Source organism: Acidobacteriota bacterium, assembly GCA_028874215.1.
In the GTDB taxonomy this organism is placed as follows: Bacteria; Acidobacteriota; UBA6911; order RPQK01; family JAJDTT01; genus JAJDTT01.
This window is the reverse complement of the sequence record JAPPLF010000032.1, coordinates 14,179-40,629: the sequence shown is the minus strand read 5'-3', so window position 1 is coordinate 40,629 and position 26,451 is coordinate 14,179. Positions and strand designations below refer to the sequence as shown.

Sequence of the window (26,451 nt, the reverse complement as noted above, 5' to 3'; positions counted from 1 at the left end):
AGTTCGGCGATTGGAAATCGCCGCTCCAGTTCGGCGGTTAGGAAACCGCCGCTCCTTTCCTTTTTCTGCCGGGCGTCCGCCGGCCCCCGGCCGGTGGGGGAGCTTCTAAGAAAAAGGAGGGGCGATTTCCTATCGCCCAATCTTTGTCGCCAAGTTTGTCAGTCAGGAGTTCGGCGATTGGAAATCGCCGCTCCAGTTCGGCGGTTAGAAAACCGCCTCCTTTCCTTTTTCTACCGGGCGTCCGCCGGACCGGGCCGGTGGGAGAGCTTCTGAGAGGAACCATGAGAGCCCTCTATGACCTGGAGTCGCTGATTGGCCCGAATTCCCTTCAGTGTATCCACGGTGCCGGATGGCCATCGGATCGTCAGCTCATCCACTTCGGTTCGTTCTCCCAGCCCCAGGTGCACCCAATAGGGTGAGGCTGAAAGATAACTGGCCCCGCCCAGCACCTGTGTTCGAAACCGCTTGTCTCCGACCCACAACTCCAACCTGGCGCCGATTCCGTTCGAATTGGACTCGATTCCCTTCAGGCGAACTTCCAGCCAATTCTTTCCATTCCCGTGGTCGTTGGACATTAGCATCGGACCTTGGCCACAGTTGCTGACCACGGCGTCGAGGTCCCCGTCCTGATCAATGTCACCCACGGCCAAACCGCGGCTCACCTGGGGTCGAGACAAGAGATCACCAGGCCGACCTGCCTGGTTGACGAAACGTCCGTCCCGATTCTCGAACAACAGCTTGGGCTGAGCGTAGGATGATCCTGGCCGGATCTGAACGATGTTGTCGATGATGTGTCCGTTGACAGCCAGGATATCCAGGTCGCTGTCGTTGTCGAAATCGAGGAATCGAACACCGAAACCCACCAGATTCCGGGATGCCAATTTGACTTCGAAGAGGGCCGCGACCTCCTCGAAGAAAGAGTCGTGATTCAGGTAGAGGGCAAGATACTCAACGTCCAGATTCGTAACCGCAATATCGGGCAAGCCGTCTCCATTGAAGTCGGCCATATCGGTTCCCATGCCGGCCTGGGGCGCCCCGTTCTCATCGAAAGCCACACCCATATTGAGGCCGATCTCATCGAACGTACCGTTCCCAAGATTCCTGAACAGGTAGTTCCCCTGGGAATCGTTCGCGACGTAGATGTCGATCCATCCATCCCAGTCGAAGTCCCCGGCGACGACTCCGAGGCTCTTTCCGGCATATCGGGCGATTCCCGCCTGCTCGCTGACATCGGTGAAGGTGCCGTTTCCGTTGTTCCGGTAGAGCAGGTCCGGGAGCCCGTCGTAGACCTTGGGCGAGCAATAGGTTCGAATGCCCTTCTCCAGCCACGGTCCACAGACACGATTGTTGCCGAAGTTGTGGTCGAGGTACCTGGTGACATAGAGATCCAGGTCCCCGTCGTTGTCGAAGTCCAGGAATGCCGCGCTTGCCGACCAGCGCCCGTCCCCTGCCACTCCGGCCTCGTCGGTTTGGTCTTCAAAAGTCCCGTCCCCTTGATTCGCATATAGGACATTGCGTCCTTCGAAGTTGGTGATCAGGAGGTCTTCGTCCCCGTCGCCGTCGTAATCCGCCACGGCAGCCCCTTGTCCATAGCCCTGGCTGGCCTTGATTCCCGCGGCGCTGGTCTGGTCGCGGAATCGTCCCTGCCCCAGGTTGCGGTAGAGTGCGTGCCGGACGGGTGAAGGATCGGTCACGCCCGGAACGAGTCCGCCATTGACAAAGAAGATATCCAGCCGGCCGTCCCCGTCGTAGTCGAAAAGGGCCACGCCGGAGCCCATTGTTTCCACCAGGTACTTCTCGGGGCTGGCGGAATTCACATGTCGAAAGCGGATTCCAGCACGCTCGGTGATGTCTGAAAAATAGGCGTTTGGGGAAGACTGGGACGCAGGCGCACCAGCGGCAACGAGCAACAGGTTTGACCAGATGAATGCGTTTCGTCCAACGGCCGTCCTCAATTTGGACTCGATCCCGTGGACAGGAGTTGCTCAAAAATCTGTCTCTGGCGTGCGGCTTCCTGCACTCTTCCCAATCGTTGGAGAACCGATGAGAGGTTGAGGTGAAACAGGGCGTTCCTGGAGTCGAGCTGGATCGCTCTCTCATAGGCGGCCCGCGCCTTCTCGAATGCGTTGGCCGCAAAATGGAGGTTTCCCAACTGGTTATGGAGCGATCCGTTGGCCGGCTCCAAGCTGACAGCTTGGCTGAGAGCTTCGATGGCCTCGGCGGTTCTCTTCACGCTTTGCAGGATGTCGGCGAGAGAACGATAGTAGGCTGCGCTGTACGGTCTGGCTTCTATGGCCTTTTGCAGCGCAGCGATGGCGCCCCCGGAGTCCCCCTTCAGCGCAAGCACTTGAGCGATCCCGTAGTGACAGATGTCCTGATTGGGATGTGGTCCCAGTGCCTCCCGGAATGCTTCCAGAGCAGGTTCCAGCCTTCTCTCCTGTAGAAGTTTCATGCCTTTCTGGTAGAGGCTCTGACTTCTGGCAATCTCTTCGTTCAGTCGGCTGGTCTGCTCTTGCAGCTCTCGATAACGATCGAGGGCCTCACCGGACTCTCTGAAAGCGCCGGACCTCCTGTAGGCGCGGCTGAGAAGATAGTATGCCTCCGGAGCCAACCGGTTGTATTCGACAGCCTTCTCCAGGTGCCGGAGAGCGGTACTGATCTGGTTCCGTTTCAGGTGAAGAGCTCCCAATTGCAGGTGGAGCTTGAAGTTTCCCAATCCCAGAGCTTGAGCTCGCTCCAGGGAACGCAGGGCCTGTTCGAAAGTGGATTTCTCCTGACTGTAGTAAGTCCCAAGTTCCAGGTGTGCGTGGGCGAGTTCGGAATTAAGTTCAATCGCCTTGCGAAGCCGTGTTTCTCCTTGAGTCTCGTCATTGATGGCCAAACGGTTTCTTCCAGACACGTACCACGCCTCGGCATTTTGCGGGTCCGATTCCATGATCCGTTCTGCGACCTCTTCTGATCGAGCGTGTTCTCCCTTCTCGCCCAGCACATAGGCCAGCGTGAGCTGCGCTGCCGGGCAATCCGGCGCCAGCGTGGAGCAGGCTGCGGCGTTCTCCTCCGCAGCGCCTGGTTCATTGAGCCGGAGGTAGACCCTCGCCACGTAGAGGCAATAGGGCCACTGCCGGCCCGAAGAAGCCGCCTTCAGATAAGCCGCCAGGGCATTCTTGTAGTCGCCTCGGCTTTCCAGTGACCTGGCCGATTCGAAGTGAACTTGACCCGGCCCCTCGGAGACCGGACTTGCGCAAACAGAAGTCAACCAAGGCATCTCGTCGGGCTGTTGAGGCTGCGAGGATATAGTGCTGACCGCAACCAGGAGCAGGTGCAGGCTAATCATGGTCCGGTGAGGTCTCCGCCCAGTCAGCCATGTGCCACGGAATATGCCGACTCGGCTGTCAAACCACCCTGGAGTTCATCGATCTTCTCGCCGATCAGCGTCAGATAATGACGCCAACTGGATTGATCCCCTCCGCTGGCGTCGGTCATCTGAAACTCGAAATTGTCGTTCATGAAGGTGACGGTTTCGGCAAGCCGATCGCGGGCCCGTTGAAGAGTCTCTTGGGCGGCGTCGGAGTTCTTGGTTGCGCAATCCCGGTAGGCAACGTGCAGAGCCGACACGCTTTCGGCAAACCGGTATCCAAGATTGAGGCGGGCGAACAGGTGCTCAAGATCTTCTTTGGCCTCCGGTCTCAAGTCCTTCGATTGCAAAGCAGTCTGAACCAGCTCCGACGCCTCCCGGGTGACGGCGGCTCGCAGGTTCCAGACCTTCGACAGTTTGTCATGCAGCACCGCGCCGGTAATTTCCGTGGCCTCCCCCGCGGCCGCCAGGGCCATGCTCACCAATCGCCCGTCGGCTTCGGCTAGGTCCGGCCTCCAGGTGCGCGAAGCCCGTGCAGAATTATAGGCAAGTGTGTGCATGGGGTAGATTCGCCGGCTGGCCCAATGGGGCGTGGTTTCATTCACCCTTTCCTTTTCGGTGGCAAACTCGCTCTGGACTCGGTAAAGCCGGTTGTACCGATACATGAATGCGCCCGCCTGTTCGCCATAGATCTTCCTGCAGGCCCGGCCCAGAAAACCGTCCTCGCCGACGATCTCCTCCGGCTCATGCAGATTGAAGGTCCCGCGCATGTAATTTCGTCGCGACTCACTGTGGGTCGTCGCGGGAATGAAGATGCCGTGCGCTCGGGTATTCCAACCGTAAGCTGCGTTGAGCAGTTGCATCGGTTCCTGGGCGAATGAGCCGGAACTGTTTTCGATGGTCGTTGCCCCCTCGAACATCACATTGGTCAGCGGCGACGTCACGAACGGGTAGTCGTTGTAGGTGAAATCCGCGCCTTGAAAGACGAGAAAGTAGGTCCCGATCTCCAGGCCGTGCCTGTCGAACCGGGATTGGAGCGCTGGAATCCACCTTTCCCGCGTCTCTTCAAGCGGCCAGATTTCCCGAAATCCAATCTGGACCTCAGGCGTCTGGTAATTCAGAAGCTTGCCGGCGTTTGTCCACAGCGCCAATAGATTGTTCCAGTCTTCGTGCGCTTCCGGCACCGTTTTGATGCTGTACAGCTCCGACTCTCCCGTTCCATAGGTCACGTAACCGGGAGAAATCAGTCCCACGAAGCAGTCTCTCCTGGCGTCATAGCCGGTCTCCTCGTTCCGGACGCTGAAGACCGCGTCCACAAGCGCGTTGAAGCCGTGAGCCACTGCGCCGGCCCCTCCGTCAGGCGCTTTGAAGTCGTCATTCGGCCATTTCCTGCGGCAACGATCACAGCGGCGATTCTTCCACTCCGGCTCCGCGTCCCGGTAGTTGTCCACGTCTTCGTTGTGAATATAGAGACCGCCGGGCTCCAGGGCGCGAACGTACTCCGCAAGTTCCTCCGCCTTCAATCTGTTGAGCGGTTCGTTGGCCCGGCAGGTGCCGAAACCGCGGGTGAAATCCGCAGGCAGGCGTCCGAAATATTGCTGGTCCTCGTAAGGATGTCCGAGGCAATTGTAGATCTCGCCGTCCGGATAGGATTCCCGGTTGTAGAAGATCCTTCCCTGATAGGAAGGCGCCCCTCCTTCGCTGGTTCCACCGAAGAACTGGTACGTGCCCAACGCGTATCCGGCGCCGTAACCCCCGTGGAAAAGCCGAATTCCCCTTTGCCTCGCGTACTTTGCCAGTTCCCTGATCAGGGAGTTGTACCCCGGGGACCGGTCGATGGCCCAACCAAAGCCCTCGAAACGAACCGCGTTTATCTTGTGGAGGAGACAGAAATCGAGTTTTCTCTTCGCTCGCGCGAGGTACTTCTCGCGGCCGTCGCCGTAGTCGTATGCCCAACGGTTGATCTCATTGTTGAGCAGCCAATCCGAGGCGACCCGGTATTTGAAAGAGGGGAAATCCCGAATCTGGGCCGTCGCGATCCGGATCTCCTCTTCCCGCCGATCGATCAACTGGATCAGCGTCGTGGCAGCATAGAGGAGGCCCTGATCGTTGGATCCCACCAGAAAAACTGTATTGCCTTGGGTACGGATCACATAATTCTGTTCGAGATTCCGGGGGTCATCGATGACCTGACGGTCTTCCTCGTCCAGCGGCGGGAAACCGGGCCGTCTATGGTAGTTCACCAGAAAAATTATGGCTCGCGCCTCTTCTCGCGCCTCTTCCGGCACTTTGGCAGGAAGCTGAACCACCGTTGCGATGCCGGGCGCAGCCCCCAATTCCTGGAGCCGGTTGAGAATGATTTCTTGAGCAAGATTCTCTTTGAATGTGGGAGTTGGGAATTGAACGATCACCAGGGCCCCCGCTCGATTCGGCACCAGAATGTCCCGTTCCTGAAACGAAACGAACTGGGGATCGGGAATAATAAAAGGACCTGCGACGGGCTGTTGGCGGCACGCCGGCTGGGTCGCCAGCACCCCAATGACGACGACGGACAAGGCTGCCGCGAACACCGTCTTGTCGACACGCCGCATTCTGAATCTCCTCGTCAGTTGCCGGACGAAACGGCTTCCTGAATTCGTTTCAAGGCCGCAAGAGAGCTTCCGACTTCACCTCCGGAGGGATGGAGCGTCTCCGTCCCAAACTGGTTGCGAACGAACACTTCGAGGCGCTCGGCCTGTTCGCGTATCAACTCCCTTTGGACCTCTTTCGCCCCGCCGGGCGCCATCAAGAAATAGGAGTGCAGGTTGGCAATAAGTTCGGCAAACCCCGCTCCGAGCCGTGCGGTCGACAACAGGTGCTCCAGGTCGGCCCTGGATTCCTCGTAGGGCCCGGTCACTCTGAGTGCTTCTTCCAGGAGCCCTGCTCCCTGCCGCGTGACTCGTTCCCACTTCCTCCAGCGGGATATGAGGCGCGAATGAAGATCGTCTGCCGAAAGTTGGTGTTCTTTCATGAACTGCAATAGACGATCATGCTCAATCTGTCCGCCCCAAGTCCTTCGATCCACTGCAAGATTCCGCCACATGGCCGTGAGCGGATAGAGCCTGGGCCACATTCTCGGCGGCGTCTCATCGGCGGTGGCTTCCTCGAAGAGGGTGTTGAAACGCACCATCGAGGGTGCCGCTTTCTCACCGTAGAGTCGGATGCAAGCCCGCTCGAGCAAGCCTCCTTGCCCATAGATCTCTTCCGGCCAAACTCGATTGTGTTGAAGGTCCAGCCGGATCGTCATCGCCGTCTCGTAGGACTTCGGGTCCCGGTAAAACCCGGTGGACCGGGCGTTCCAACTGTATTCGGCGTCGATCCACTGAAGCGGTTCCTGGTTGAACCCGTTCCCGCCGTCATAGATGGTGCCGGCTCCCAAAAACGCGGCGTTCAACGCCGGAGAGGAGGTAACGGGATAGTCGTTGTAGAAATAGTTTGCGCCACTACAGAAGAACATGAACATTTTGAAGGGCCGGTCCGCCCTTACCATCGCCTGGTTGTAGTCGTCGACAAATCTCCTGGCCGTATCCTGCTGCGGAAAAATCTCGCGGAATCCGATCTGAATGTTTCTTGATGCCGGCAACAATCGCGCAGTCTCTTCCCAGAGTTCAATAACATTCTGCCAATCCGCCGGATCTCGGGAGTCCGTGATGTAGACGGGCGAAATCGGGACGATGACACAGTCGCGCGAGGCATCGTAACCGGTGTCGGGATTCTTGACGCTGAAGATGGCTTCGATCAGCTCGCGGTATCCATGGGCCAGTCCGGCAGCTCCGCCATCCGGAGCCTTCAGGGCGTCGTTGGGCCAGCGGGCGCGGCAACGGTCACAGCGCTGCAGCCAGGAGCCCTGCGTGCCGTTGAATCCCCCGAAATCCTCGAAATGAATATAGAGCGCTCCAGGTTCCGTTTTCGCCACATAGTTTCGGAACTCTTCGGCCTTCAGCCGATTGAGGTCATCATTGGCCCGGCAGCTGCCTGTGGTTCGAGGATTCATTCCTCCTTTTCTCTTGTAAGGGAATCCCATACATTCATACACCTTCCCTTCGGGATAAGATTCCCGATTCAGGAAGAGCTTGCCCAGATAAGGCGCTTCTTCGTAAAGAGGACCGCCCTGGTAGCTCATGCCATAGCTTGCGCCATAGCCGGCGGACATCAGATGGATGCCCCGCTGACGGGCGTACTGGTTCAGTTCCTGCATCATCACCGGGAATTCGGGGAACAGATCCGTGCCCCAGCCATATCCGTGAAACAGGACCATGTTGATTTTCTGCCGCAGGCAGAGGTCGAGCTTTCGCTTGATTCGTTTGGTATAGGCCTGGACCCCGTCGCCCCAGTCATAGCTCCACCGATCGATTTCAACGTTCATCAGCCAGTCGGCAGCCAGCCTGTATTCGAAGTCGGGATGGTCCCTGATCTGACAACCTTCAATCCGGATCTCACCGGCCGCGCCCTGGATCAACTGCGCCAGAGAGACGGCTGCGTAGAGAACGCCCTGGTCTCCGGAACCGATCAAGTAAATGCTTCGATTGGCCGGATCGACCCAGAGGACATATTCCTGGCCGGTTGCGCTTGGGGAACTCAAAAGCTCGCGGTCACTGAAGCTCAATACGTCACGCCGGGCCGAGCCGCCTGGGCGTGTCCAGTCGGCATAGGAGGCAAGCAGGATCTTCAAATCACCGCCTGATTGTTGTTCCGACAAGCCGTAACGTTGCGGTGTGATCTCCACTTCCGCGTCCCGCAGGGCCCCGTCGATCAAGCCGACGGCGATTTCCAGCTTTTCGGACGGCGTAGCGGGCAAGAGGTAGTCGACCGTAACTTCCCCACTGAGGGAGATGGCGCCATGTGTCCGCTGAAAATCCTGAGGCGTCGGCAAAACGCCTGAATCTTCTCCGTGAAGGACGATCGAGGGGGTAAACAAGAACAGAATGAGAACGGCTTGCCTCATCGCGATGCCTCCATCTGATTCGTTTTTCCGGAGCATGGGAGCCTGCCCCACCAACGAGATTTCCCACCAAGATAGAACGGGGACCAGGTGATGTCCACACGGCTGCTGGATGTCTTGGACGACGCCCAACAGGCGTTCCTGGCAGTCGGTGCTGTTGAATGGATCAATCCCGAAAGATTTCAGGCTCCGTTGCCGGAGTGATTCGTGGATTCGGGGCACCCAAGTCCGTTTGGTCACGTGAGGTGCCGGAGATCATGGTGGACTTCACCCGGTCCCCGGTCTATCGTAGTGGGCAGTCTCGTCACTGGAGGCACGTCGCGGTGACATTTAAACCTCGCATTTGCAAACTGTTACAACTGGGCATCGTCCTGCCCGCCATGCTCTTCGGGCACTTGTCCGCTGCGGACCCGCGCGTCGATGCCCTGGCCAACGAGGTGCGGGAAAAAGGGTGGATCATCTACAGCGCCCGCGCGGAGAGCGGCGACTGGGACCTTTTCATGAGCCGTCCGGACGGCAGCCGGCGACTCAATCTGACAAGTTCACCCGATCAGCACGAAATGGGGGCGCGGTTCTCCCCGGACGGGAAAAAACTGCTCTACCGCCGGCTGGCCGTCGGCTCCACCTTTCACCATCTCAACTGGGGTCTGCAAGGATCTCTCGTCATCGCCAGTTCCGATGGGAGTCACGCGGCTGAATTGGGCGGCCGAGGCGAATACCCGTGGGCCTCGTGGAGTCCGGACGGAAAGCAGATCGCCTGCTTGTACAAGGATGGGATACGGATCCATGACCTCGAGACCGGATCACAGGTGAGCAAGATGCCGCGCCAGGGCATCTACCAACAACTGTTCTGGTCCCCGGACGGGACTATGTTGTGCGGCCCCGCAAATCGACGAGGAGATGCCTGGGGCGTCGTGCAGATTGAGATCAATTCGGGGACGCTGCACTCGGTCAGCGGTCCCGGCTGTTGCACCGGCGACTGGTTTCCCGATTCCGGGCGTCTGGTTTATTCTCACCGTCCTGCCAATCAAGAAGTCATGGACGGGGGTGAAATGGCTCGCCGCTCCGGTCAAAAGCTCGAACATGGGTGGACCCAACTCTGGATGGCTGACAAGACCGGACAAAACCGAAACTTGGTCTATGGCGAGGATGGCCGTCATATCTACGGGGGCCAGATATCTCCCGACGGGAACTATGTTCTCTTTACGCGATCCCCTGAAGAAGACCTCAAGGTGATGCGGTCACAGACGGATCAGGCAGGAGTGCGTCGACAAGGCGCCCCCATGGCGCTGATGCGATTGAGTGACGCTCCGACCATCGGCGGCGAAAGCAAGGCCTTGCGCAAACTGCACGCGGCAACCAAGGACGGACCCGTCTTGCATCTGCCCGAATCCTGGGAGCCCCATTGGACCTACTCTGAAGTTCGACGGAAGTGAGACCGCAAATAAAGCTTTCTTCCGGTGGACGTTCCTTCACGTCCGGTCTGTTCCTGATGGCGCTGTCATGGCCTGCGTGCAGCGGACCTCAGCAACTTTCCGGAATCGATGCTGAGATCACCACTGCGGGAAGTGTGGAGATTACCGCCGAACTCCTGGAGATTCCCGGCAAGTTCCCGCCCAACGATCTCTACGACTATGCCTACGTCCTGAAATACCAAGTCCGGGCAGTCCATCGCGGGCAGGTCGGTTCCAGGAACATCCTGGTGGCCCACTACAATCCGCTGAAACCGCGCTCTGATGCTGAGAATGAGTTCTCGGGCAAAGTCGGTGGCACCGTACGGCGATTCAAGGAGGGAGACCTGCATCGTCTCGCCTTGGAGGAGCCACTCGATGACCACTATATGGGGGGTGTGATCGACAAGTTCCAGGAAGACGGGACCCGCTACTGGTCGGTCTGGGCCAACCTGGTCATAGAATAGCTTGGTCTTCACTTCTCATATCTTTGTTTTCTACTTCCTGCCACTCGTCCTGTTCAGCTACTGGCTGATACCGCCCCGGTTCCGCAACCTTTTCCTGATCTTCGTCAGTTATCTGTTCTACGGATGGTGGAAGCCGTGGTTCGTGCTTCTGATGCTGGCCTCGACCATCGTGGACTATCTGTGCGGCAAGACCATCTCGAATCCGGCCACCTCGACACGGGGAAAAACCGCGGCGCTGGTGTGTTCGATCACCGCCAACCTGGGGCTGCTGGGGTTCTTCAAGTACTACATGTTCTTCGGCGAGAACTTGAACACCCTGCTGAATCTGGTTGGATCCGAGACCTTTTCGATCCTCCACATCACGCTTCCCATCGGCATTTCGTTCTACACCTTCCAATCCATGAGCTACACGATCGACGTCTACCGGGGCCGCGCGCCGGCAGTCCGGTCGTTCACCGACCTCGCTTGCTTCGTCAGCCTGTTTCCTCAACTCATTGCCGGGCCGATCGTCCGCTACCGCACGATTGCCGCCCAACTGGTTCGGCGGACTCACAACTGGGAGAGGCTCGCTTCCGGGGCCTCGCTTTTCATTCTCGGGTTTTCCAAGAAGATCCTGCTGGCAAATCCCATCGGCGCCGTTGCCGATGCCGTGTTCTGGGCTGAATCCGCAGGAGCATTGGAAGCCTGGTTCGGCGTGACCGCCTACGCCTTCCAAATCTACTTTGACTTTTCCGGTTACTCGGATATGGCTCTCGGACTGGGACGCATCCTGGGCTTTGACTTCCCCAGGAATTTCGCCTCTCCCTATCGCGCCGAAAGCATTACCGAGTTCTGGAGACGGTGGCACATCTCGCTCTCCACGTTCCTGCGGGATTACCTGTACGTCCCACTGGGGGGAAATCGGAAGGGTCCCTCCCGCACCTACGTCAATCTAATGATCGTGATGCTGGTCGGGGGGCTCTGGCATGGAGCCGGCTGGACCTTTCTGGTGTGGGGGGCGTACCACGGAGCCCTGCTGGGCCTGGAGAGATGGAACGGCAAGGGCAGTTTCTATGCATTCCTGCCGGTTCCCGCCAGAAAGGGCGCGACTTTCGTACTGGTCCTTTTCTCGTGGGTCCTCTTTCGCGCCCCAAACCTGGGCCAGGCGGGAGACTATCTGGGCTTCATGTTCGGCTTCCATTCCGAACAGGCTTCAGCAGCGCTGCTCTCGGCCCAGATCTTCACTCCGGCCAATCTTCTCATCTTTGCCGTCGCAGGCGTGTTCGCCTTCGGAGCCGCCGAGGCCGAGCCGTGGACCCGCCGTCTTTCCTGGCCAAAAGTCATGGCCTTGCTATGCCTTTTCCTGGGCTCCCTGATAGTGATGTCCGGTCAAGCCTTCAATCCTTTTCTCTATTTTCAGTTTTGAGGCATCCATGGTGGAACTGAAATACCGATTTCTGGTGACGGCATTTTTCGCCGTGATCGGCTTCGTTCCCGCATCTCAGGTCGTGTTCGAGTGGACACAGGGTGATCGGCCTGTCGTCGCCGAATTGGTGTTGAACGTGCCTGCGGAGCAGCATCTCAGAGATGTCGAGGACGAAATCGAGGAGACCTCCTGGTTCGCCCGCAACTCCCGCTCATTGGCGCGGAACATCTGGTTCCCACTGTCCGGGGAACCCGGGAGCAACGTCTTGGTCGGGCGCGACGGCTGGCTGTTCTATCTTCCCACGGTCCGTTTCCTGGTCGAATCCTTCCCGCCCGGCAAGGATCGGCAACCCGACTTCCAGGATCCCTTCGCCGCCATCATTGACTTTCACCGGCAGTTGGCCGACCGCGGAATCCAACTGTTGGTGGTGCCGGTCCCCGGCAAGGCCAGCATCTATCCCGAACGGGTCAGTTCTCGAGCTGACCCCGAAGGAATCGCGGATTCCTCGCATACGCTGGAGTTCATCTCCCAATTGAACGACGCGGGGATACCAACCATCGATCTCTTTGGGACTTTCCACCAGGAGCGACGGCGGGACCGCTCAACCAACGGAGAGCCCCTCTATCTCTCGCAAGACACGCATTGGACGCCGGAGGGAGCCGGATTGGCCGCTCAGGCCGTGGCGCAGAGAGTCTTGAGAGAGGGTTGGGTGACCGCGGGTTCGAAGGAATACGCTCAAAAGCCGGTTATAGCCGCGCGCCGCAGCGACATTCTCAGAATGGCCCGTTCACCATCGATCGAAAGGCTCTTTCCTCCCCAGGAGGTCACCTGCCGGCAAGTGTTCGAGTCGGATACTGGAAACCTCTACCAGGACGATCCCGATTCCCCGGTCCTCGTCCTCGGGGACAGCTTCTTGAGGATCTACCAGACCGACAACCCCAAAGCGGCGGGCTTTCTGGCGCATCTCGCCAGGAACCTGAGACGTCCGGTCGCGTCGATCGTCAATGACGGAGGAGCGTCCACGTTGGTCCGGCAGCAGTTGAGCAGAAACCCCGACCTGCTGGAGGACAAGAAACTAGTCGTTTGGGAGTTTGTGGAGAGGGACCTGCGCTTCGGACTGGAGGGCTGGCAGAAGATTTCGATTCCTTCCAATTCGAGCCGCCAATAGGCGCCTGGGAAATCCCGGCCAACGGAATGTCCTGTCTTTCATTCAGGTTACGACATGTGGAGCGGCGGTTTCCTAACCGCCGATTCCTGAGTTGGAGGGCCATGCGAACAGGACCGGGCGATTAGGAAATCACCCTTCCTCATGGGGAGGCGGTTTCCTAGCCGCCGGACTCCCGCGAAGCAAGAGTCAAGACGGACAAGAAATTCGATTTCTACATTCGGCTCGTATTCTCACCCGCCACCTCAAGGCGAACGGGAAAAGGCTCTCAACGGTGCGCGGGCGCTTCTTCAGCGGCCCCACGCGGATGAACCTCGATTCGCACGTCTACGCGCTGGCCGAGCCTATTGAGGACGGTTATCAGCCGGTCAATGGTGAAACGGTCAAGCTGTACGTTGCGAATGCGGGTAAAGTCCGCATGATTGACGCCGGTACGACCCTCGGCCTTGCGGGTTGAAAGCCCCTTAGCGCCGCCTATCGCGAAGTTTGGCTGCCCGTTTCGACGGTGCCGCAGTAGTGGCACCCCTCTTCCAAAATCACTTTAGGAGCGCTCAGATCGCCTCGGGCGCGACCCTTCACGCGGATCTGTTCTTCTCCCTGAACGCTCCCGGCCACATGACCGTCGATCCGAATCACTTTCGCCTCCAGATCGGCCTTGACCCGGCCTTCCCGCTCCACGATGAGGGAGCACCCGGGGAGTGATATTCGCCCTTCGACTCGACCACGAATGAGCAGATCCTGACGTCCGCTCACTTCCCCCTGGATGTTGATGGCAGACCCGATAACGGATCGTTTCTCGGGATTTTCCGGCTCTTGGAGATCTGACATCCTATTCTTCTGCTACCGGCGGCGGCCGGACTCCTGTTTCAGAGAGTTGGGTAAAACACGAGGCGGCACCATCAGTCGATGTGTCAGGATGCCATGACGCGGGCAAATTCACCAGACGCTGGTGGCCGTCTACGTCCCATCCGTGTAGCCGGCCCGCCGTCCGGGGGGTTCGGCGGACCCTTCCAGAGCCGCCAGCCGGCGAGACATGGTGTTGATCTTCCTTAGTCTCGTCCTCATGTGAGACATGATTACGTCATAGAGACCTGCTATCGTCCGTCTTGTTCGTCGTCCGTTCGATTCCACCATGTGGAGAACAAAGCTCCGGAAGCCCTTGATTTCTTCCCCAGACTCCGGGCCTCCGGCCTCGGTCTTGTACGATCCTGCCGGCGAATCTGTAGAACATGCCCTCATCGGGGAAGCCCTCGTCTTCAAAGGAGAGGTGAGCGGCACTCAGGACCTGACCATCAATGGCCGGTTCGACGGTACGGTGTCGCTTTCCGGGCACACCGTCACGGTGGGCCGCAACGGTCGGGTCCAGGGCGATATCCTGGCCCGGGTGATTCGGATCGAGGGTCATGTCGAAGGCAACCTTCAGGGAGAAGAAGTGGTCTCTCTGGGTCCCTCCGGAGTGGTCCACGGTGACCTCACCACGGTCCGGGTCAGCATGGACGAAGGGTGTGAGTTCAGAGGTCGCGTCGAGGTCGCTGCCAAACACCGCTCGGCGAGCGATATCTCGGTTCCATTGACCATCCGTCAGGGGCACAGGACGAATGATCCCGCATCATCGAAACCCTTGCCGTCCAACGGCCGGACCGTCATGCCTGTCCCAGGACAGGGACGTCAATAGAGTCGGAGTTGCCCGTCTCTCTTCTCGGCCCGTTCCCGCGAGTACGCGATCACGATCTGGCGGCGGCAGCGGTCACAAAGCGTCTCAACTATTCGAGTGTCGCGTCCACACCGCACGTAGCGCCGCGAATCCATCCAGCGCAACAGGCTCGGTTGTCTTCTCGTGCCAGTTGATCTCGGTTTGCCGTTGATTCCGATCCACGACCCAAGCCTCGATCTCGCGTTTCATCCGGGCCAGGCTGGGAATGCGGCGGTCCGGGCATCGTTCGCACAGCGTGCTCAGTTCGATTTCCGCCACGCAAGAGAGAAGGACAGTCCCCTCTCTTGCGACTGAGCACCCCTCAAGCAGTGACTACGTCGACTAACAGCCCTCCCTGTCTTGCAGAACAAACCGGAAAGGACAGGAATCCCGCTCTGAGGAAATTTGCAAGCTACGTTCGCCCGATCAATCTGAGTCGGGCCACAAGCGCTCGCCCCTGGGCTGCTCCAAAGGTCATGAAATTCGGCGAATCCACATTATTGTCCACCACTGTAGGATTTTCGCGGCCTGTCACGTCATTGAAGCCCACTCGCAGAGCCCAATGGCGACCCAGCAGCCGGATTCGACGCTCCACATGGATGTTTAACGAGAAGTAGTAGGGATAGCGCCGTGAATTGGGCAGTCCTACAAGGGCCTGGTCTTCATTGACCAGGCTGAACGGAAACCCATCCCTCCATTCCAACGAATAGGCGAGCTGCAGGTCCTTTGGCAAAATCAGCCAACCCCATGCAATAACACGGTTGGGAGTATCCCAAGGCTGCGGACCCTCAGCCTGAGACCCGACAATGATGTTGTCGATATCGAACTCGAATACATGACTGGAACGGCTGCTCGCGCGAGTGTAGCAAGTGAAAAAGCTGGATCGATTTTCAATTGTGTGCCGCACCGTGATTTGAATCGCTGTGTAGCGGTCTTTGCGGACGTTGCGCAGCTCAAGGGTCCTGGGCCAGCTTGTTGGCTGCCGGCTTTGTTGAATGAAAGCCAGTCCGTCTCTGCCTCTCTTCTGCTGGTATTCCCCGTGCAGATAGATTCCGGCGGGCAATCTCTGCTCCAGGCCCAAACTCCAGTTCAGAAATCGGGGTGCCCTCAAGGTCTCTTGATTTGCAAGCAACCTGGTTTCAATGGGTTGTCCGACTGGAGATGTGCCGTCCTCGGCGTAGACCTGGTCAATTCGTCGACCTGCGGCGGGGCGACTTAGAATGTTCAGGTTCGTCGCGTCATAAAAAATCCCGATTCCTCCCGTCACCTGGCTACTATCGTTGTCAGTCAACAGGTAGCTCGAGGCCAGGCGAGGGGAAATCAGCGGTTGCCGAATCGTCTTGTCCCAGTCGAATCGCAGTCCCAGTTCCAGCAACCAGCGATCTGACAATGACCAACGATCCTGCCCAAACAGGCCAACCTTCCAGTTGTTTCGGTCGATGTCCGAACCTCCCGTAAACGTCGTTTCCCGGGAGAGGGTGCCGTCTTCGCGAAAAACGAGTATGGGTCGCCGATTTTCCGATTTCTGAAAACCGATGCGATCAAGATCTGTTCCGATTTTGAACTGGTGCCGCCCATGCCAATGGTGGGTTGGCCAGGTGAAATTCGCGATCCACTCAAGACGTTGAGCGTCTTCCTCGGCCTGCTTGAAAAAGTTTCCTCCACTGCCGCCAGGTTTGATCTGGTACGGAGAGTCACCGAGTGGCTGCTCGTTGGTCGTGAACTCGTTCACGGCAAATCCGATCTCCAACAGAGCCCCGGAAAGGTAGATCTGGTCCTTCAACGTCACCAGGTAGGCTTGGTCCCTGCGCCGGCGAGTCGTCTCCAACGGATCGAATCGAGACAAACCCAGGTGATCGGATTCATATCGATTGCCAAGAAATCCCGCAGTCAAAATGTTGGATGGCGTCAGATTGATTTGGACATTGGCCAGATTGTTCCATCGCCAGGCGCGGTTTCGGTCCTGACCCTGAGGCAATTCCCTTACAACGTCCAAGTTGTACTCGCCCTGCAACCCCAGAAAGAACCAGGCTGTACCTTTGCGGAGCGGCCCGGAAAAATTCATCCTCGGTGTCCAGGCGTTGATATGTACGCCCTTGCGGTCTTGAAAAGAAGGAATGAAATTGGTCGCCGAAAAGCGATACCGATCGTCTCCTGTCGCAGTCGTAAAGTTGACGATCCCACCTGATGCTTTCCCGTACTCAGCCGAGTAGCGGCTGTCCACAACCTGAATCGACCGGACGGCATCGGGACTGAATCGAAGGCGCTGTGTGCCGCCGGCTGGATGAGTGACATTGAATCCATCCAATTGATCACGAGTCTGATAGGTCGCCGATCCCCTGACGTGGATTTGTCCGTTGTTGTCCTTGACCACGCCGGCGAGGAACGGCAAGGCGTTTCGGACGTCCCGGGTTGTCGGGTAGGGGAGGTTTACTATTTCTCTAGCGTCCAGGGATTCGCTGCTAACGGTCTGACTCGGATCTATGGACGATGGGGTATAAACCACATCCACGCCATCGGAGACCTCTCTGTAGTGATTGAGTGTGACTTCTACAGCTTCTGTTTCGGGGACCGGTACAGGATCACGGTGTGCGACATAGAAGCCTTTCTTTTCAACCTGAAGCCGGTAGGAGGAGCGAGCCAGGTTGATGAACTTGCATTGACCAATCAAGTCTGTTTTTGCTTTCGACACGGATAAGGTTCCTTGGTGGACCAGTGTCACCTGGGCGCCTTCGACAGCCTGGCCAGTCTCATCAAGGACTCTGATCAAAAGCTTTACGTGCTTATTTTCATCTTCGTCCTCCGGGGTCGAATCGTCGCAATTGACTGTGGCACTCTCGGCAGTTGCGGGACTCTCACCCATGGTGCAGACGGGGAAAAAGAAAAGGAGGACTCCGAAAAACAGGCCTTGACCGGCCATTGGCGCTCAACTGCCCTGTAGCTGTGATCTCTGTCGGAAAAAGGAAATAATCCGCCGGAATCAGAACTTCAGCTCGTCCAGCTTGTCCCGCATGGAGTCGATGTAGAACTGCCAGGAGGACTGGTCTCCGCCGCTGGGGTCCGTCATTGCGAAAGTAAAGGTCTCGTCCTTGAAGCTCTCGACATCAGCGACGAGGCGTTTCGACTCTTCCAGCGCCTTGGTGACGGAATCGGTGTCGGCGTCATGGTGGAATTGGTAGACACGATAAAGAGCGGCTACAGCGGCCGAGAACCGGTACCCGAGTTCAAGGCGCTTGGAAAGATGACTCAAGTCTTCCTTGTTACCGGCCGTCAACCCGGCCACCTGGAGCGCCTTCTCCACATCCGCCTTCGCCTCGCGGGTCACTTCCGCACGCAGTCTCCAGATTCCCTCCAGTTTTCGATAAAGATCCTGAGTTGAGATGTCCGGACCGCCACCGGCGTTCCGCGCGAAACCAACCAGAGTTTTCCCGATCTGGGTATCGGCCAAGTTCTTCTCCCAGGTTCGCTGCGCATTGGCCAAGTTGTAAAACATGGTGTTCATGGGGTAGATCTTGGAAAGCGTCCAGCGGCCATGGCCCTCCTGGTAATAGCCGGGAGAAGCGAACTCCCGCTGCTCGCGGGAGCGCCGGAAGTACTGATACATGTACCCGCCCGCTTCGTCGCCATAGAGCTCGCGGCAGGCTTCACCCAGAAAACCTGATTCCGAGAAGATCTCTTCCGGCTCAACCAGGTTCTCCTGGTACTCCCGGAGACGGCGCTCGGTTTCGACCTGGATGGTCGGCTGCAGGAAGAAGTCCCGGGCCTTGAGATTCCACGCATACTCGGCATTGAGAAGTTGCTGCGGTTCCTGTGCGAAGGTGCCTGAAAAGTTGTACAGGGTGGTGGCCCCGGCAAAACTGGTGCTGGCAACAGGGGCTGCCATAAAGGTGGAATCGGAATTGTAGTAGTTGGCTCCCTCCACCACGAAAACATAACTGCCGAAATTCAAGCCCAGCTCGCGCAGTTTCTCGTGCAGACGAAGAGGCCAGGTGTCTTCCGGCCCCTGGAAGGGAAACATCTCTCGAAATCCGCCCTGAACCCTGGGCCCCTGATGCTTTAGCTGCTTGAAGATGTTCACCCAGAGTTCCTGGACGTTGTTCCAATCCTGGCGCGCCGCTTCAATGGAGTCGTGATGGCGGGGTGTCTCTCCCACTCCGAAGGCCATGTAGGAGGGTGAAATCAGGACAACGATGCAGTCCCTGGAGGCGTCGTAGCCGGATTCCTCGTTTTTGACCGAAAAGATGGCGTCCAGCAGCGTATTGTACCCGTGGGCGAGAGCTCCCGCCCCGCCGTCCATCGCCTTCAGATCGTCGTTGGGCCAGCGTTTCCGGCAGCCTTCAGCGCGAACCATCCATTCGACCTGAGTGTCCGGATAGTTGCTGAGATCCTCGTGGTGGATGTACAGGGCTCCGGGCTCAACGGACCTTACAAAAGCGGCAAGTTCCTCCTGTTTGAGCCGGTTCAACGCTTCGTTGCTGCGGCAGGTGCCCAGGGTTCGGGGCGGGAACCGCTCGTTCTCATGGGCCATGCCGATACAGGAGTAGATCTCCCCGTCCGGATACGATCGGCGATTGTAGAAGAGTTTCCCGCGGTAGGCAGGGGTGTTGAAAAAGCCCTGGTAGGTTCCCAACCCGTAACCGGCGCCATATCCCCCGAAGAACAAGTGGATGCCGCGCTCTCTGGCATACTTGTTGATGGATCGCATCAGAGCCGCGTACTCCGGTTCCAGCGTCCAGCCGAAACCGTCGAAGGTCACTGCGTTGATCTTGTATTTCAGGCAAAAGTCGAGTTTTCTCTTGATCCGCCGGATGAAGTTGGCCTCACCGTCTCCATAGTCATATCCCCAGCGGTTGCCCTCCACGTTCTGCAACCAGTCGGCCGCCTCGCGGTATTGGATATCCGGGAAGTCGCGGATGTGAACTCGCGCCAGTTCCAGGCGGCCGGAGCGGGATTCCAACAGTTGAATCAGGGTCGCCGCCGCATAGAGGGCTCCCTGATCGGTGGTGCCCACCAGGTACGCGTCTTGTTTTGCGATTCGGATGACGTAGCTCTGTTCTGTTTCTGCAGTATCGCGGAGAACGCTGATGTCTTCGCTGTCCAGATTCACCGAGTTGGACAGGGCAATCTGCCCGTCTCGCCAAACCTGGAGACGAATGGTCAGAGCGGCTTCTTCAGCCGGGTTTGCGGATTGCCCGGTGGATGCCAGGCCGTTAGTGCCTGACAATTCGGCGAGCCGTTCCCGTATGAGTTGAGCAGCCAACTGCAGTTTGGGGGATGGATTGTCGGGTAGCGCGATGGCGACGCTTCCCGGGCGTTCAGGGATGAGAACGGGGTCGCCGGCCACAACCATCGATTGCGGGTCCGGGATTACGTAGGGCAGCCGAGCCGAATCGTCTTCGGAAGACCGACAGGCTTGGGCCAGCATCAGGAACATTCCCGCAGCCGCTGTGAGAAACAGTTTCTGGGACATTGCTTGATCTCCTCCAATGAGCGATTTCAAATCGCCCATTCTTCGTCGCCAAGTTGTCACATCGGAGTTCGGCGGTTAGGAAACCGCCGCTCCACACGAGGAGGGGGGATTTCCAATCGCTCGTTCTTCCGTTGCCACCTTGATACTCGGGAGTTCGGCGGTTGGGAAACCGCCGCTCCGCTTAGTCCGTCGATAGGTCCTGAAGGCGCGCCTTGATCTGGTGCAGGCCCTCCAGCCAGGTGGCTTGGTCTCCGCCCAGTGGATCGACGGTGTCAAACGCAAAGTCCCGATCCAGGAGCGATTCCAATGCGTCCAGTTCGTTCCCGGTCCGCGCGACCAGGGGGGCCACGACGTCCCGGCCCTTTTTATCCAGCGAAGCCGCCAGCGCCTCATGGTAGCGATTCAAAACCCTGGAGAAACCCCGTCCCACTCGCAGACATTTGCGCAGGTATTCGACGTCGGGGCGGGCATCGGCGCGGAGATCGGAGGTCCCGAGCACTTCGGACACAAGCGCGACCGCTTCGGCGTTGACTTCGTCGTAGGCCTGCCAGAGTTCCGCCCACCGGTTCTGCCATTCCACGGCGCCGATACCCAGGAGCGTCGTCAGTTCCGTGGCGCGCGCCGACAATTCCGGGCCTCCTGATTCCTGGTCCATGGCCAGAATTCTCCAGAGGATCGAGAGGGGATACAGTCTCTCGGCCGCCACCGGGACCAGAAGATCGATTTCACTTCCGTAGACCTGGTCCACCGTCCGGTCGTAGTGGGTGGCCATGATCGTGCGGCCGATCCCTTCCGGCACTTCCATCCGGCGCTGACTCCGGTAGAAGTTGAAAATCCGGTGCATTTTCGCGCCCGCATCGTCGCCGTAGAGCTGTCGGAAGGCCTCGGAGAGAAACCCGGCGGGGCCGGTGATCTCCGGTGGCAGATTCCGATTGTTCATCAACGCCCGCCAAGTCGATCGGGTCTCCTCATAGCGGGTCGGAATGACATGGCCGGGGGCATCGACGTTCCAGCTGTACTCCGCATTGAAGAGCTGAAGCGGCTCCTGGAAGCCGGCCCCACTGAAATTGTAGATCGTCTCGGCTCCCTTGAAGATCCCGTTCATGGCCGCGGTCCCTGCAAAGGGGTAGTTGAAGGAATCCCTTGAATAAAGATCGGCTCCGCCCAGAAAGAAAAGGAAGGTGCGGTTGTTCAGGCCTTGGCTTCCCAACCTTTGGCGATAGGCATCGAGCCACCGCACATCGGTTTCCTGCTGGGGGAAGACCTCCCGGAAGCCGATCTCGAAATTCTCGTCGTCGGGAAGCAGCGACACCACGTTTTCCCAGAAGATCAGGTGGTTCTCCCAGTCGGTGGGCAGGGTCGGAAACGGGTTGTAACCGGGACTGAGGAACATGACGGTGCAGTCGCGGGCGGCGTCATAACCGGAGTCGGCATTCTTGACGCTTCGAATGGCCCGCAGGAGCTCGTTGTAACCATGAGCCACGCCTCCGGCCCCGCCGTCTTTGGTGAGGAGGCTGTCGTTGGGCCATTTCTCGCGACAACGAAAACATCTCTTCTTCCAGGTGACCCAGAGTTCGTAGTTGGTCAGGTGATAGTCGATGTTGGGATCACCGATTCCGCGGTCTTCATGATGGATGTAGAGCGCTCCCGGCTCTACGGAGCGGACAAAGTCGGCCATCTCGGCGGCTTTGAGCCGGTTCAGCTCGTCGTTCCCGCGGCAGGTTCCCACGATCCCACGCCCCGGACGGTTTTCTCCGAAACAGGAATAGATGGTTCCGTCCGGATAGTGATCGCGGTTGTACCAGACCTTGCCCACATTGTGTTCGGGCCGGACGATACGGCCGTAGTTGGCGCCGTACCCGGCAAACAGGAGCTTGATGCCCCGCGCTCTGGCGTAGGCGTTCAACTCCCTCATCATTCTCGAGTAGCCGGGAAACTTCTCCCGGTTCCACCCGTACCCGTCGAAGAAAACCAGGTTGATCTTGTAGCGAAGACAGAAGTCGATTTTCCTCTTGATGCGCTGGACATAGGCCTGCTTGCCGTCACCCCAGTCATAGGACCAGCGGTTGATTTCCGCCAACAGCAACCAATCGGCCGCGGCCCGATAGCGAAAATCCGGAAAATCACGAATAGAGCCGTTGGGGACCAGAACCGCACTGCCGGCCCGCTTCATGACCTGCTGGAGAGACGCGGCGGCATAGAGAACGCCCTGGGCGCTTCCACCGACGAGCCAGACCTGTGGCGGGTTTCCCGGAACCACCTTGAGCACGTACCCTTGTTCGGCCTTGGCAGGATCGGAAAGCAGGTCTCGATCGGCCGGCTCAAGGACGGAATCGGCTTGCGTTTTCAAAGCGCCGTCACGACTCCAGTCCACCAGGTAGATCCCGCCCGGGACCGGCTGAGGTGCGGCGCCCGTCACGAACGTGGCCGGCGGGAAGACTCCAACTTCCTGGGAGCGGATCAGGTCGGCCGCCAGACGTTCCTTTGCCGAAGCTCCTTCTGCCAGAACCAGCCGGGTCGAGTCCGATCCTTTCTCAAACCGAACTGCCTGTTGGTCCCAAGCCTGATTCTGGGGCGTGGGAATGATCCGGGGCGTTCCTTCCAAGGTCTGGCCGCTGATGACCAGGAGGATCGCGCTGAGCAGTCCGGACGTACTCCATCGATTCATGGGTGCACCGTGTTCCTTTCCTCTAACGAAACTCGACGCCACGACGGGGCATCGACTGGGCCCACGCCAACAGGTTGCTTCTCAGTTCCTCCAGGGTCAGCGTCCAACTCGACAGGTCGCCGCCTTTCGGATCCACCGTGTCCAACGAAAAGGAGCCGTCGAGGTAAGTCCAAACCTGCTCGATCCCGGTGAGGATCTTCCTGATTTCCCCTTGTCCGTCCGGTCCCGTCACCCCATTGCCGATGGCGTCATGATAGGACGCCAGGAGATCTCCAAACCGGATCCCCACTTCGAGGCAGCGCTCCAGGTGGCGCAGATCCGGCACTGCGTCCTCCCTCACGTCGCCGGCGCCGAGGGCTTCGGCCACCATTCCCTTCCCCTTTCGATTGACCTCGGCAAGCTGCCTCCAAAAGGCTGCGATCCTTCGTTGCAAGAGAGCGTAATCCTGCGAGGAATACGTCCGCACTCGCCCCCTGATTCGGATTTCCGTGGCGGCATCCTCCGTGTCTTCCCGCGAGCGGCTTCCCGCCGACCCCGATCCCCAATAGGCGCTGTCGGCTTGAAAGAGCCGCCAGAAGACAGTGTTCGGATAGACCTTCCTGGGGTAGAAGGCGGGAATTTCATCGTCCCCGAGCGGTTCGAAGAAGTTGAAGAAACGCGCCATGAGCTTGCCCGTCTTCGCTCCGTAGATTCGAACGCACGCCTCTTCGAACAGTCCTCCGGAACCGAACACTTCCTCGGGAAGTTCCTGGTTCGACCGGAGGCGGTTCCATGCAGCCAGAGTTGTCTCGAAAGTCTTCGGCCGCTGGTGGCCGGGAGCCTCGACATTCCAACTGAATTCGGCGTTGACGACCTGCAACGGTTCCTGGTGGACGCCTCCACTGAAATTGTAGATCGCTTCCGCGCCTTCAAAGATTCCGTTGATGACCGGGGTCGCCGCATACGGATAGTTGAAGACTCCGCCGGAATATTGGTCGGCGCCCCCCAGGAAGAACATGAAGGATTTATCGCTCAACCCTCGGGAGGCCATTCTCTCCCTGAACGCCGGAATCCACGGTTCACCCGTTCCCTGCCGAGGAAAAATCTCTCGAAAGCCGACCTCGACATTGCCCTGCGACGGCAGAAGCGATACGGCATTGGCCCAAAATTCGAGGGTTTTCTCCCAGTTGAGATCTTCATCGGTGTCGACGTCCGCCAGGCCGGACCGCCCGGAATCGATTCCATAAGGAGGCGAGATCAGAATGATGGTGCAATCGCGCGCCGCGTCGTAGCCGGTATCCGGGTTGCGCACTTGTTGGACGCTTTCCACGATCTGACCGTATCGATAGGCGAGGGCTCCGGCGCCACCGTCAATAGCGGCGAAATCGTCGTTGGGCCAGCGGCCCTTGCACCCCGGATCGCGGGCCTTCCATCGCTCCACGTTGCTCTTGTAGTGTCCCGTGTCCTCGTGATGGATGTACAGAGCGCCGGGTTCCACCGTGCGAACCAACTCGGTGATGGCTCCGGCGATCTGCCGGTTTTGCGCCTCGTTGGAGCGGCAGGTGCCCATCGTGGGGTGCAGCGGTGTTCGGAGTTCGCCGTAACACGCGTATGTAGGCCCATTCGGGTAGCTTTTCCGGTTCAGAAATACTTTCCCGATGTTGTGCTCGGGCTCGACCTTCAGGGGGTCGAAGTTGGCGCCGAATCCGGCATAAACCAGCTTGATCCCCCGCTCACGGGCGTAGGAGTTCAGTTCCCGCATCATGGCGCCGTAGCCGGGCGTTTTTTCGGCGGTCCACCCGAAGCCGTCGAAGAAAACCATGTTGATCTTGAAGCGCACACAGAAATCGAGCTTGCGCTTGATCCGTTCCATGTAGGCTTTCCTGCCGTCTCCCCAGTCGTAACCCCAGCGGTTGAGCTCGGCGCGCATGAGCCAGTCCGCCGCGGCCCGGTACTTGAAGTCCGGGTAATCCCTCACTACCACTTCAGGGACGGCGAGCTCCCCGTCCTCCACCGACCAAAGCTGCACGAGAGTCGTCGCCGCGTAGAGCACACCCAGGGGAGCGGACCCGAACAGAAGTATCCGTTGGCCTTGAAGATCCGTCTTGATCACATAAGCCTGGCCGGTCTCTTGGGGATCGTTCAGCACCTTCCGGTCGGCGTCGGAAAGGAGTCTCAGCAACTCATAGGTTCGGTTTTCCGTTCGGCTCCAGTCCACCAGCAATATGCAGGGCGTTTCGGAACACTCCGCCGCCATCTGCAGCCGAACTCCACCGGCGCCGGCCTCCTTGCGAAGAAACTCTTCCGCAAGCTCACCCATTCGGCTACTCGACGGGCGAGCCACGACCCAACCGCCGGACCCTCCTGCACCGCTCTTCAGTATCCCGGACCCGGCTTCCAGGGCTTGAGGCATGGGAATCACGCGGGGCGTGGCCCAAAGCGCAGGGACCGGGAGCAAAAACGAGAGGACGATCAAACTCCTTCTGACGGAACACATGAATCTATTCTCTCCTCTGAAGGGCTGCGACCGCAGAGCGGGGGGCGGGAACACCCCTTATTCTCGGGTTCCGGGACCACACCCTGGACTCCACGGAAGTCAGGCCCACAAGCCAGCGTCGTGAAGTGGACTTCACCTGGTCCCCGGTCTATCTTGGTGAACGATCTTGTCGACTTGGATGCAGGTTAGGGAGCGGGTGAGTTGATGTCAAGCCAGGGAGAAATCGTGACCGTCTTGGGTCCAATTCCCCAGGAGGACGCCGGGTTTACCCTCTGTCACGAACACCTGATCTGCGACCTTTGGCCCTTGTTCCCCAGCTACAACAACATCCTGGATGAGGAGAAGCTGGCGGTACGGGAATTGTCCGAATTCAAGAAGGCGGACGGCCGCACGCTGGTGGATTGCACCAGCATCGGACTGGGCCGGGAACCAGAAACCCTGAGACGCATCTCGCAGTCGACCGGCGTCAACATCGTGATGGGGACGGGTTGGTACCGGGAGGAGGTCTATCCGCCGGAGATTCGCGAGAAGTCCACGGACCAACTGGCGGAGCTGATGGTCCAGGAGCTCCGGAAAGGGGTCGGCGATAGCGGAATACGGGCCGGATTCATCGGAGAGATCGGAACGGAACGTTATTCCATCACACCTGCCCAGGAGAAGGTGTTTCGAGCTGCGGCTCGAGCACAGAAGAGAACCGGCGTCAGCATCTGGACTCACACCACTCACTTCGGCGAGCTGGCTCTCGAGCAGATCGATCTCCTGCAAGAGGAGGGCGTGCCTCGTGATCGTATCGTCATCAGCCATTTGGGAGATCGTCCCGTGCCGGATCGATTCCTGGCCATCGGCGAAAGAGGGGTGTTCCTGGGAATCGACAACATCGGATACGTGGGCGACGGTTATCCTCACGACGACGTCCGCGTTGCCAATATCCGGGCCTTGATTTCGGCGGGACATCTGAACCAGATCATGCTCTCGCTGGACATTTGCATGAAGGGCCATCTCCTGGCATACGGAGGCAAGGGATACGCCTATTTGCAAAGAGAATTCCTGCCCCGGTTGAAGCGCGCGGGGGTGACGGATGAACAGATTCGATGCATGACCGTGATCAACCCCGGACGTGCCCTGGTAGTGAGGGACTCCCCCCACCGGCCCGGTCCGGCGGACGCCCGGTAGAAAAAGTTGGGAGCGGGAGCTGGGGCGGCGGTTTCCTAACCGCCGAACTCCCGTGTGCCAAACTTGGCGACGGAAGAACGGGCGATTGGAAATCGCCCCTCCTCATGTGGAGCGGCGGTTTCCTAACCGCCGAACTCCCGTGTGCCA

Annotated in this window: 16 protein-coding genes; 6 read left to right on the top strand and 10 right to left on the bottom strand. The window is 58.8% G+C overall.

What is annotated here, in order from left to right:
• Positions 1 to 230 precede the first annotated feature (230 nt).
• From OXT71_06545 to OXT71_06530, 4 genes are all read right to left on the bottom strand, one after another.
• Positions 231 to 1,817, bottom strand: a complete 1,587-nt coding sequence (locus tag OXT71_06545) for a CRTAC1 family protein (protein ID MDE2926040.1) — start codon at positions 1,815 to 1,817, stop codon at positions 231 to 233.
• Between the two features lie 134 nt (positions 1,818 to 1,951).
• Positions 1,952 to 3,256: a tetratricopeptide repeat protein gene (locus tag OXT71_06540; protein ID MDE2926039.1), complete on the bottom strand. Its 1,305-nt coding sequence runs from the start codon at positions 3,254 to 3,256 to the stop codon at positions 1,952 to 1,954.
• A gap of 101 nt (positions 3,257 to 3,357) precedes the next feature.
• The gene (locus tag OXT71_06535) at positions 3,358 to 5,946 is read right to left on the bottom strand and encodes a hypothetical protein (protein ID MDE2926038.1); all 2,589 of its coding nucleotides are present in this window, start codon (positions 5,944 to 5,946) and stop codon (positions 3,358 to 3,360) included.
• Between the two features lie 14 nt (positions 5,947 to 5,960).
• Entirely contained in the window at positions 5,961 to 8,339 is a 2,379-nt protein-coding gene (locus OXT71_06530; protein MDE2926037.1) for a hypothetical protein, read from the bottom strand.
• 320 nt (positions 8,340 to 8,659) lie between these two features.
• Between OXT71_06530 and OXT71_06525 the strand changes: the two genes are divergently transcribed.
• The 4 genes from OXT71_06525 to OXT71_06510 all read left to right on the top strand — a co-directional run bounded on the left by OXT71_06525 (position 8,660) and on the right by OXT71_06510 (position 12,827).
• Positions 8,660 to 9,772: a hypothetical protein gene (locus OXT71_06525; GenBank protein ID MDE2926036.1), complete on the top strand. Its 1,113-nt coding sequence runs from the start codon at positions 8,660 to 8,662 to the stop codon at positions 9,770 to 9,772.
• 134 nt (positions 9,773 to 9,906) lie between these two features.
• Positions 9,907 to 10,254: a hypothetical protein gene (locus OXT71_06520; protein MDE2926035.1), complete on the top strand. Its 348-nt coding sequence runs from the start codon at positions 9,907 to 9,909 to the stop codon at positions 10,252 to 10,254.
• A 1-nt stretch (position 10,255) separates the two neighbouring features.
• Positions 10,256 to 11,659 carry an MBOAT family protein gene (locus tag OXT71_06515; GenBank protein ID MDE2926034.1) on the top strand — a complete coding sequence of 468 codons (1,404 nt, stop codon included), beginning with the start codon at positions 10,256 to 10,258 and terminating at the stop codon, positions 11,657 to 11,659.
• A gap of 7 nt (positions 11,660 to 11,666) precedes the next feature.
• Positions 11,667 to 12,827 carry a hypothetical protein gene (locus OXT71_06510; GenBank protein MDE2926033.1) on the top strand — a complete coding sequence of 387 codons (1,161 nt, stop codon included), beginning with the start codon at positions 11,667 to 11,669 and terminating at the stop codon, positions 12,825 to 12,827.
• A 265-nt stretch (positions 12,828 to 13,092) separates the two neighbouring features.
• Here OXT71_06510 and OXT71_06505 read toward each other — a convergent pair whose 3' ends face one another.
• Both OXT71_06505 and OXT71_06500 read right to left on the bottom strand, forming a co-directional pair.
• Complete coding sequence (locus OXT71_06505; protein ID MDE2926032.1) at positions 13,093 to 13,347, bottom strand: XRE family transcriptional regulator; 255 nt, start codon at positions 13,345 to 13,347, stop codon at positions 13,093 to 13,095.
• The gene (locus tag OXT71_06500; protein MDE2926031.1) at positions 13,299 to 13,652 is read right to left on the bottom strand and encodes a polymer-forming cytoskeletal protein; all 354 of its coding nucleotides are present in this window, start codon (positions 13,650 to 13,652) and stop codon (positions 13,299 to 13,301) included. Before OXT71_06500 ends, OXT71_06505 begins: the two co-directional genes overlap by 49 nt.
• Positions 13,653 to 13,956: 304 nt before the next feature.
• Between OXT71_06500 and OXT71_06495 the strand changes: the two genes are divergently transcribed.
• Positions 13,957 to 14,499, top strand: coding sequence for a polymer-forming cytoskeletal protein (locus OXT71_06495; GenBank protein ID MDE2926030.1), 543 nt, complete (start codon positions 13,957 to 13,959; stop codon positions 14,497 to 14,499).
• Between the two features lie 430 nt (positions 14,500 to 14,929).
• On the opposite strand, the gene OXT71_06490 is transcribed toward OXT71_06495, so the two are convergent.
• The 4 genes from OXT71_06490 to OXT71_06475 form a co-directional block, all read right to left on the bottom strand.
• Positions 14,930 to 17,437, bottom strand: coding sequence for a TonB-dependent receptor (locus tag OXT71_06490; GenBank protein ID MDE2926029.1), 2,508 nt, complete (start codon positions 17,435 to 17,437; stop codon positions 14,930 to 14,932).
• A 60-nt stretch (positions 17,438 to 17,497) separates the two neighbouring features.
• Positions 17,498 to 19,987, bottom strand: coding sequence for a hypothetical protein (locus tag OXT71_06485; protein MDE2926028.1), 2,490 nt, complete (start codon positions 19,985 to 19,987; stop codon positions 17,498 to 17,500).
• Positions 19,988 to 20,168: 181 nt separating this feature from the next.
• On the bottom strand, positions 20,169 to 22,655 hold the full coding sequence (locus tag OXT71_06480) for a hypothetical protein (protein MDE2926027.1): 2,487 nt from the start codon (positions 22,653 to 22,655) through the stop codon (positions 20,169 to 20,171).
• A 22-nt stretch (positions 22,656 to 22,677) separates the two neighbouring features.
• Positions 22,678 to 25,131: a hypothetical protein gene (locus tag OXT71_06475; GenBank protein MDE2926026.1), complete on the bottom strand. Its 2,454-nt coding sequence runs from the start codon at positions 25,129 to 25,131 to the stop codon at positions 22,678 to 22,680.
• A gap of 204 nt (positions 25,132 to 25,335) precedes the next feature.
• On the opposite strand from OXT71_06475, the gene OXT71_06470 reads away from it, so the two are divergent.
• Entirely contained in the window at positions 25,336 to 26,304 is a 969-nt protein-coding gene (locus OXT71_06470; protein MDE2926025.1) for a phosphotriesterase-related protein, read from the top strand.
• The last annotated feature ends 147 nt before the right edge of the window (positions 26,305 to 26,451 follow it).

Coding starts and splice junctions, on each gene's coding strand:
- OXT71_06485 (MDE2926028.1), bottom strand. CDS start 19,987: ATGTCCCAGAAACTGTTTCTCACAGCGGCTGCGGGAATGTTCCTGATG.
- OXT71_06500 (MDE2926031.1), bottom strand. CDS start 13,652: ATGTCAGATCTCCAAGAGCCGGAAAATCCCGAGAAACGATCCGTTATC.
- OXT71_06475 (MDE2926026.1), bottom strand. CDS start 25,131: ATGTGTTCCGTCAGAAGGAGTTTGATCGTCCTCTCGTTTTTGCTCCCG.
- OXT71_06510 (MDE2926033.1), top strand. CDS start 11,667: ATGGTGGAACTGAAATACCGATTTCTGGTGACGGCATTTTTCGCCGTG.
- OXT71_06495 (MDE2926030.1), top strand. CDS start 13,957: ATGTGGAGAACAAAGCTCCGGAAGCCCTTGATTTCTTCCCCAGACTCC.
- OXT71_06535 (MDE2926038.1), bottom strand. CDS start 5,946: ATGCGGCGTGTCGACAAGACGGTGTTCGCGGCAGCCTTGTCCGTCGTC.
- OXT71_06470 (MDE2926025.1), top strand. CDS start 25,336: ATGTCAAGCCAGGGAGAAATCGTGACCGTCTTGGGTCCAATTCCCCAG.
- OXT71_06480 (MDE2926027.1), bottom strand. CDS start 22,655: ATGAATCGATGGAGTACGTCCGGACTGCTCAGCGCGATCCTCCTGGTC.
- OXT71_06530 (MDE2926037.1), bottom strand. CDS start 8,339: ATGAGGCAAGCCGTTCTCATTCTGTTCTTGTTTACCCCCTCGATCGTC.
- OXT71_06490 (MDE2926029.1), bottom strand. CDS start 17,437: ATGGCCGGTCAAGGCCTGTTTTTCGGAGTCCTCCTTTTCTTTTTCCCC.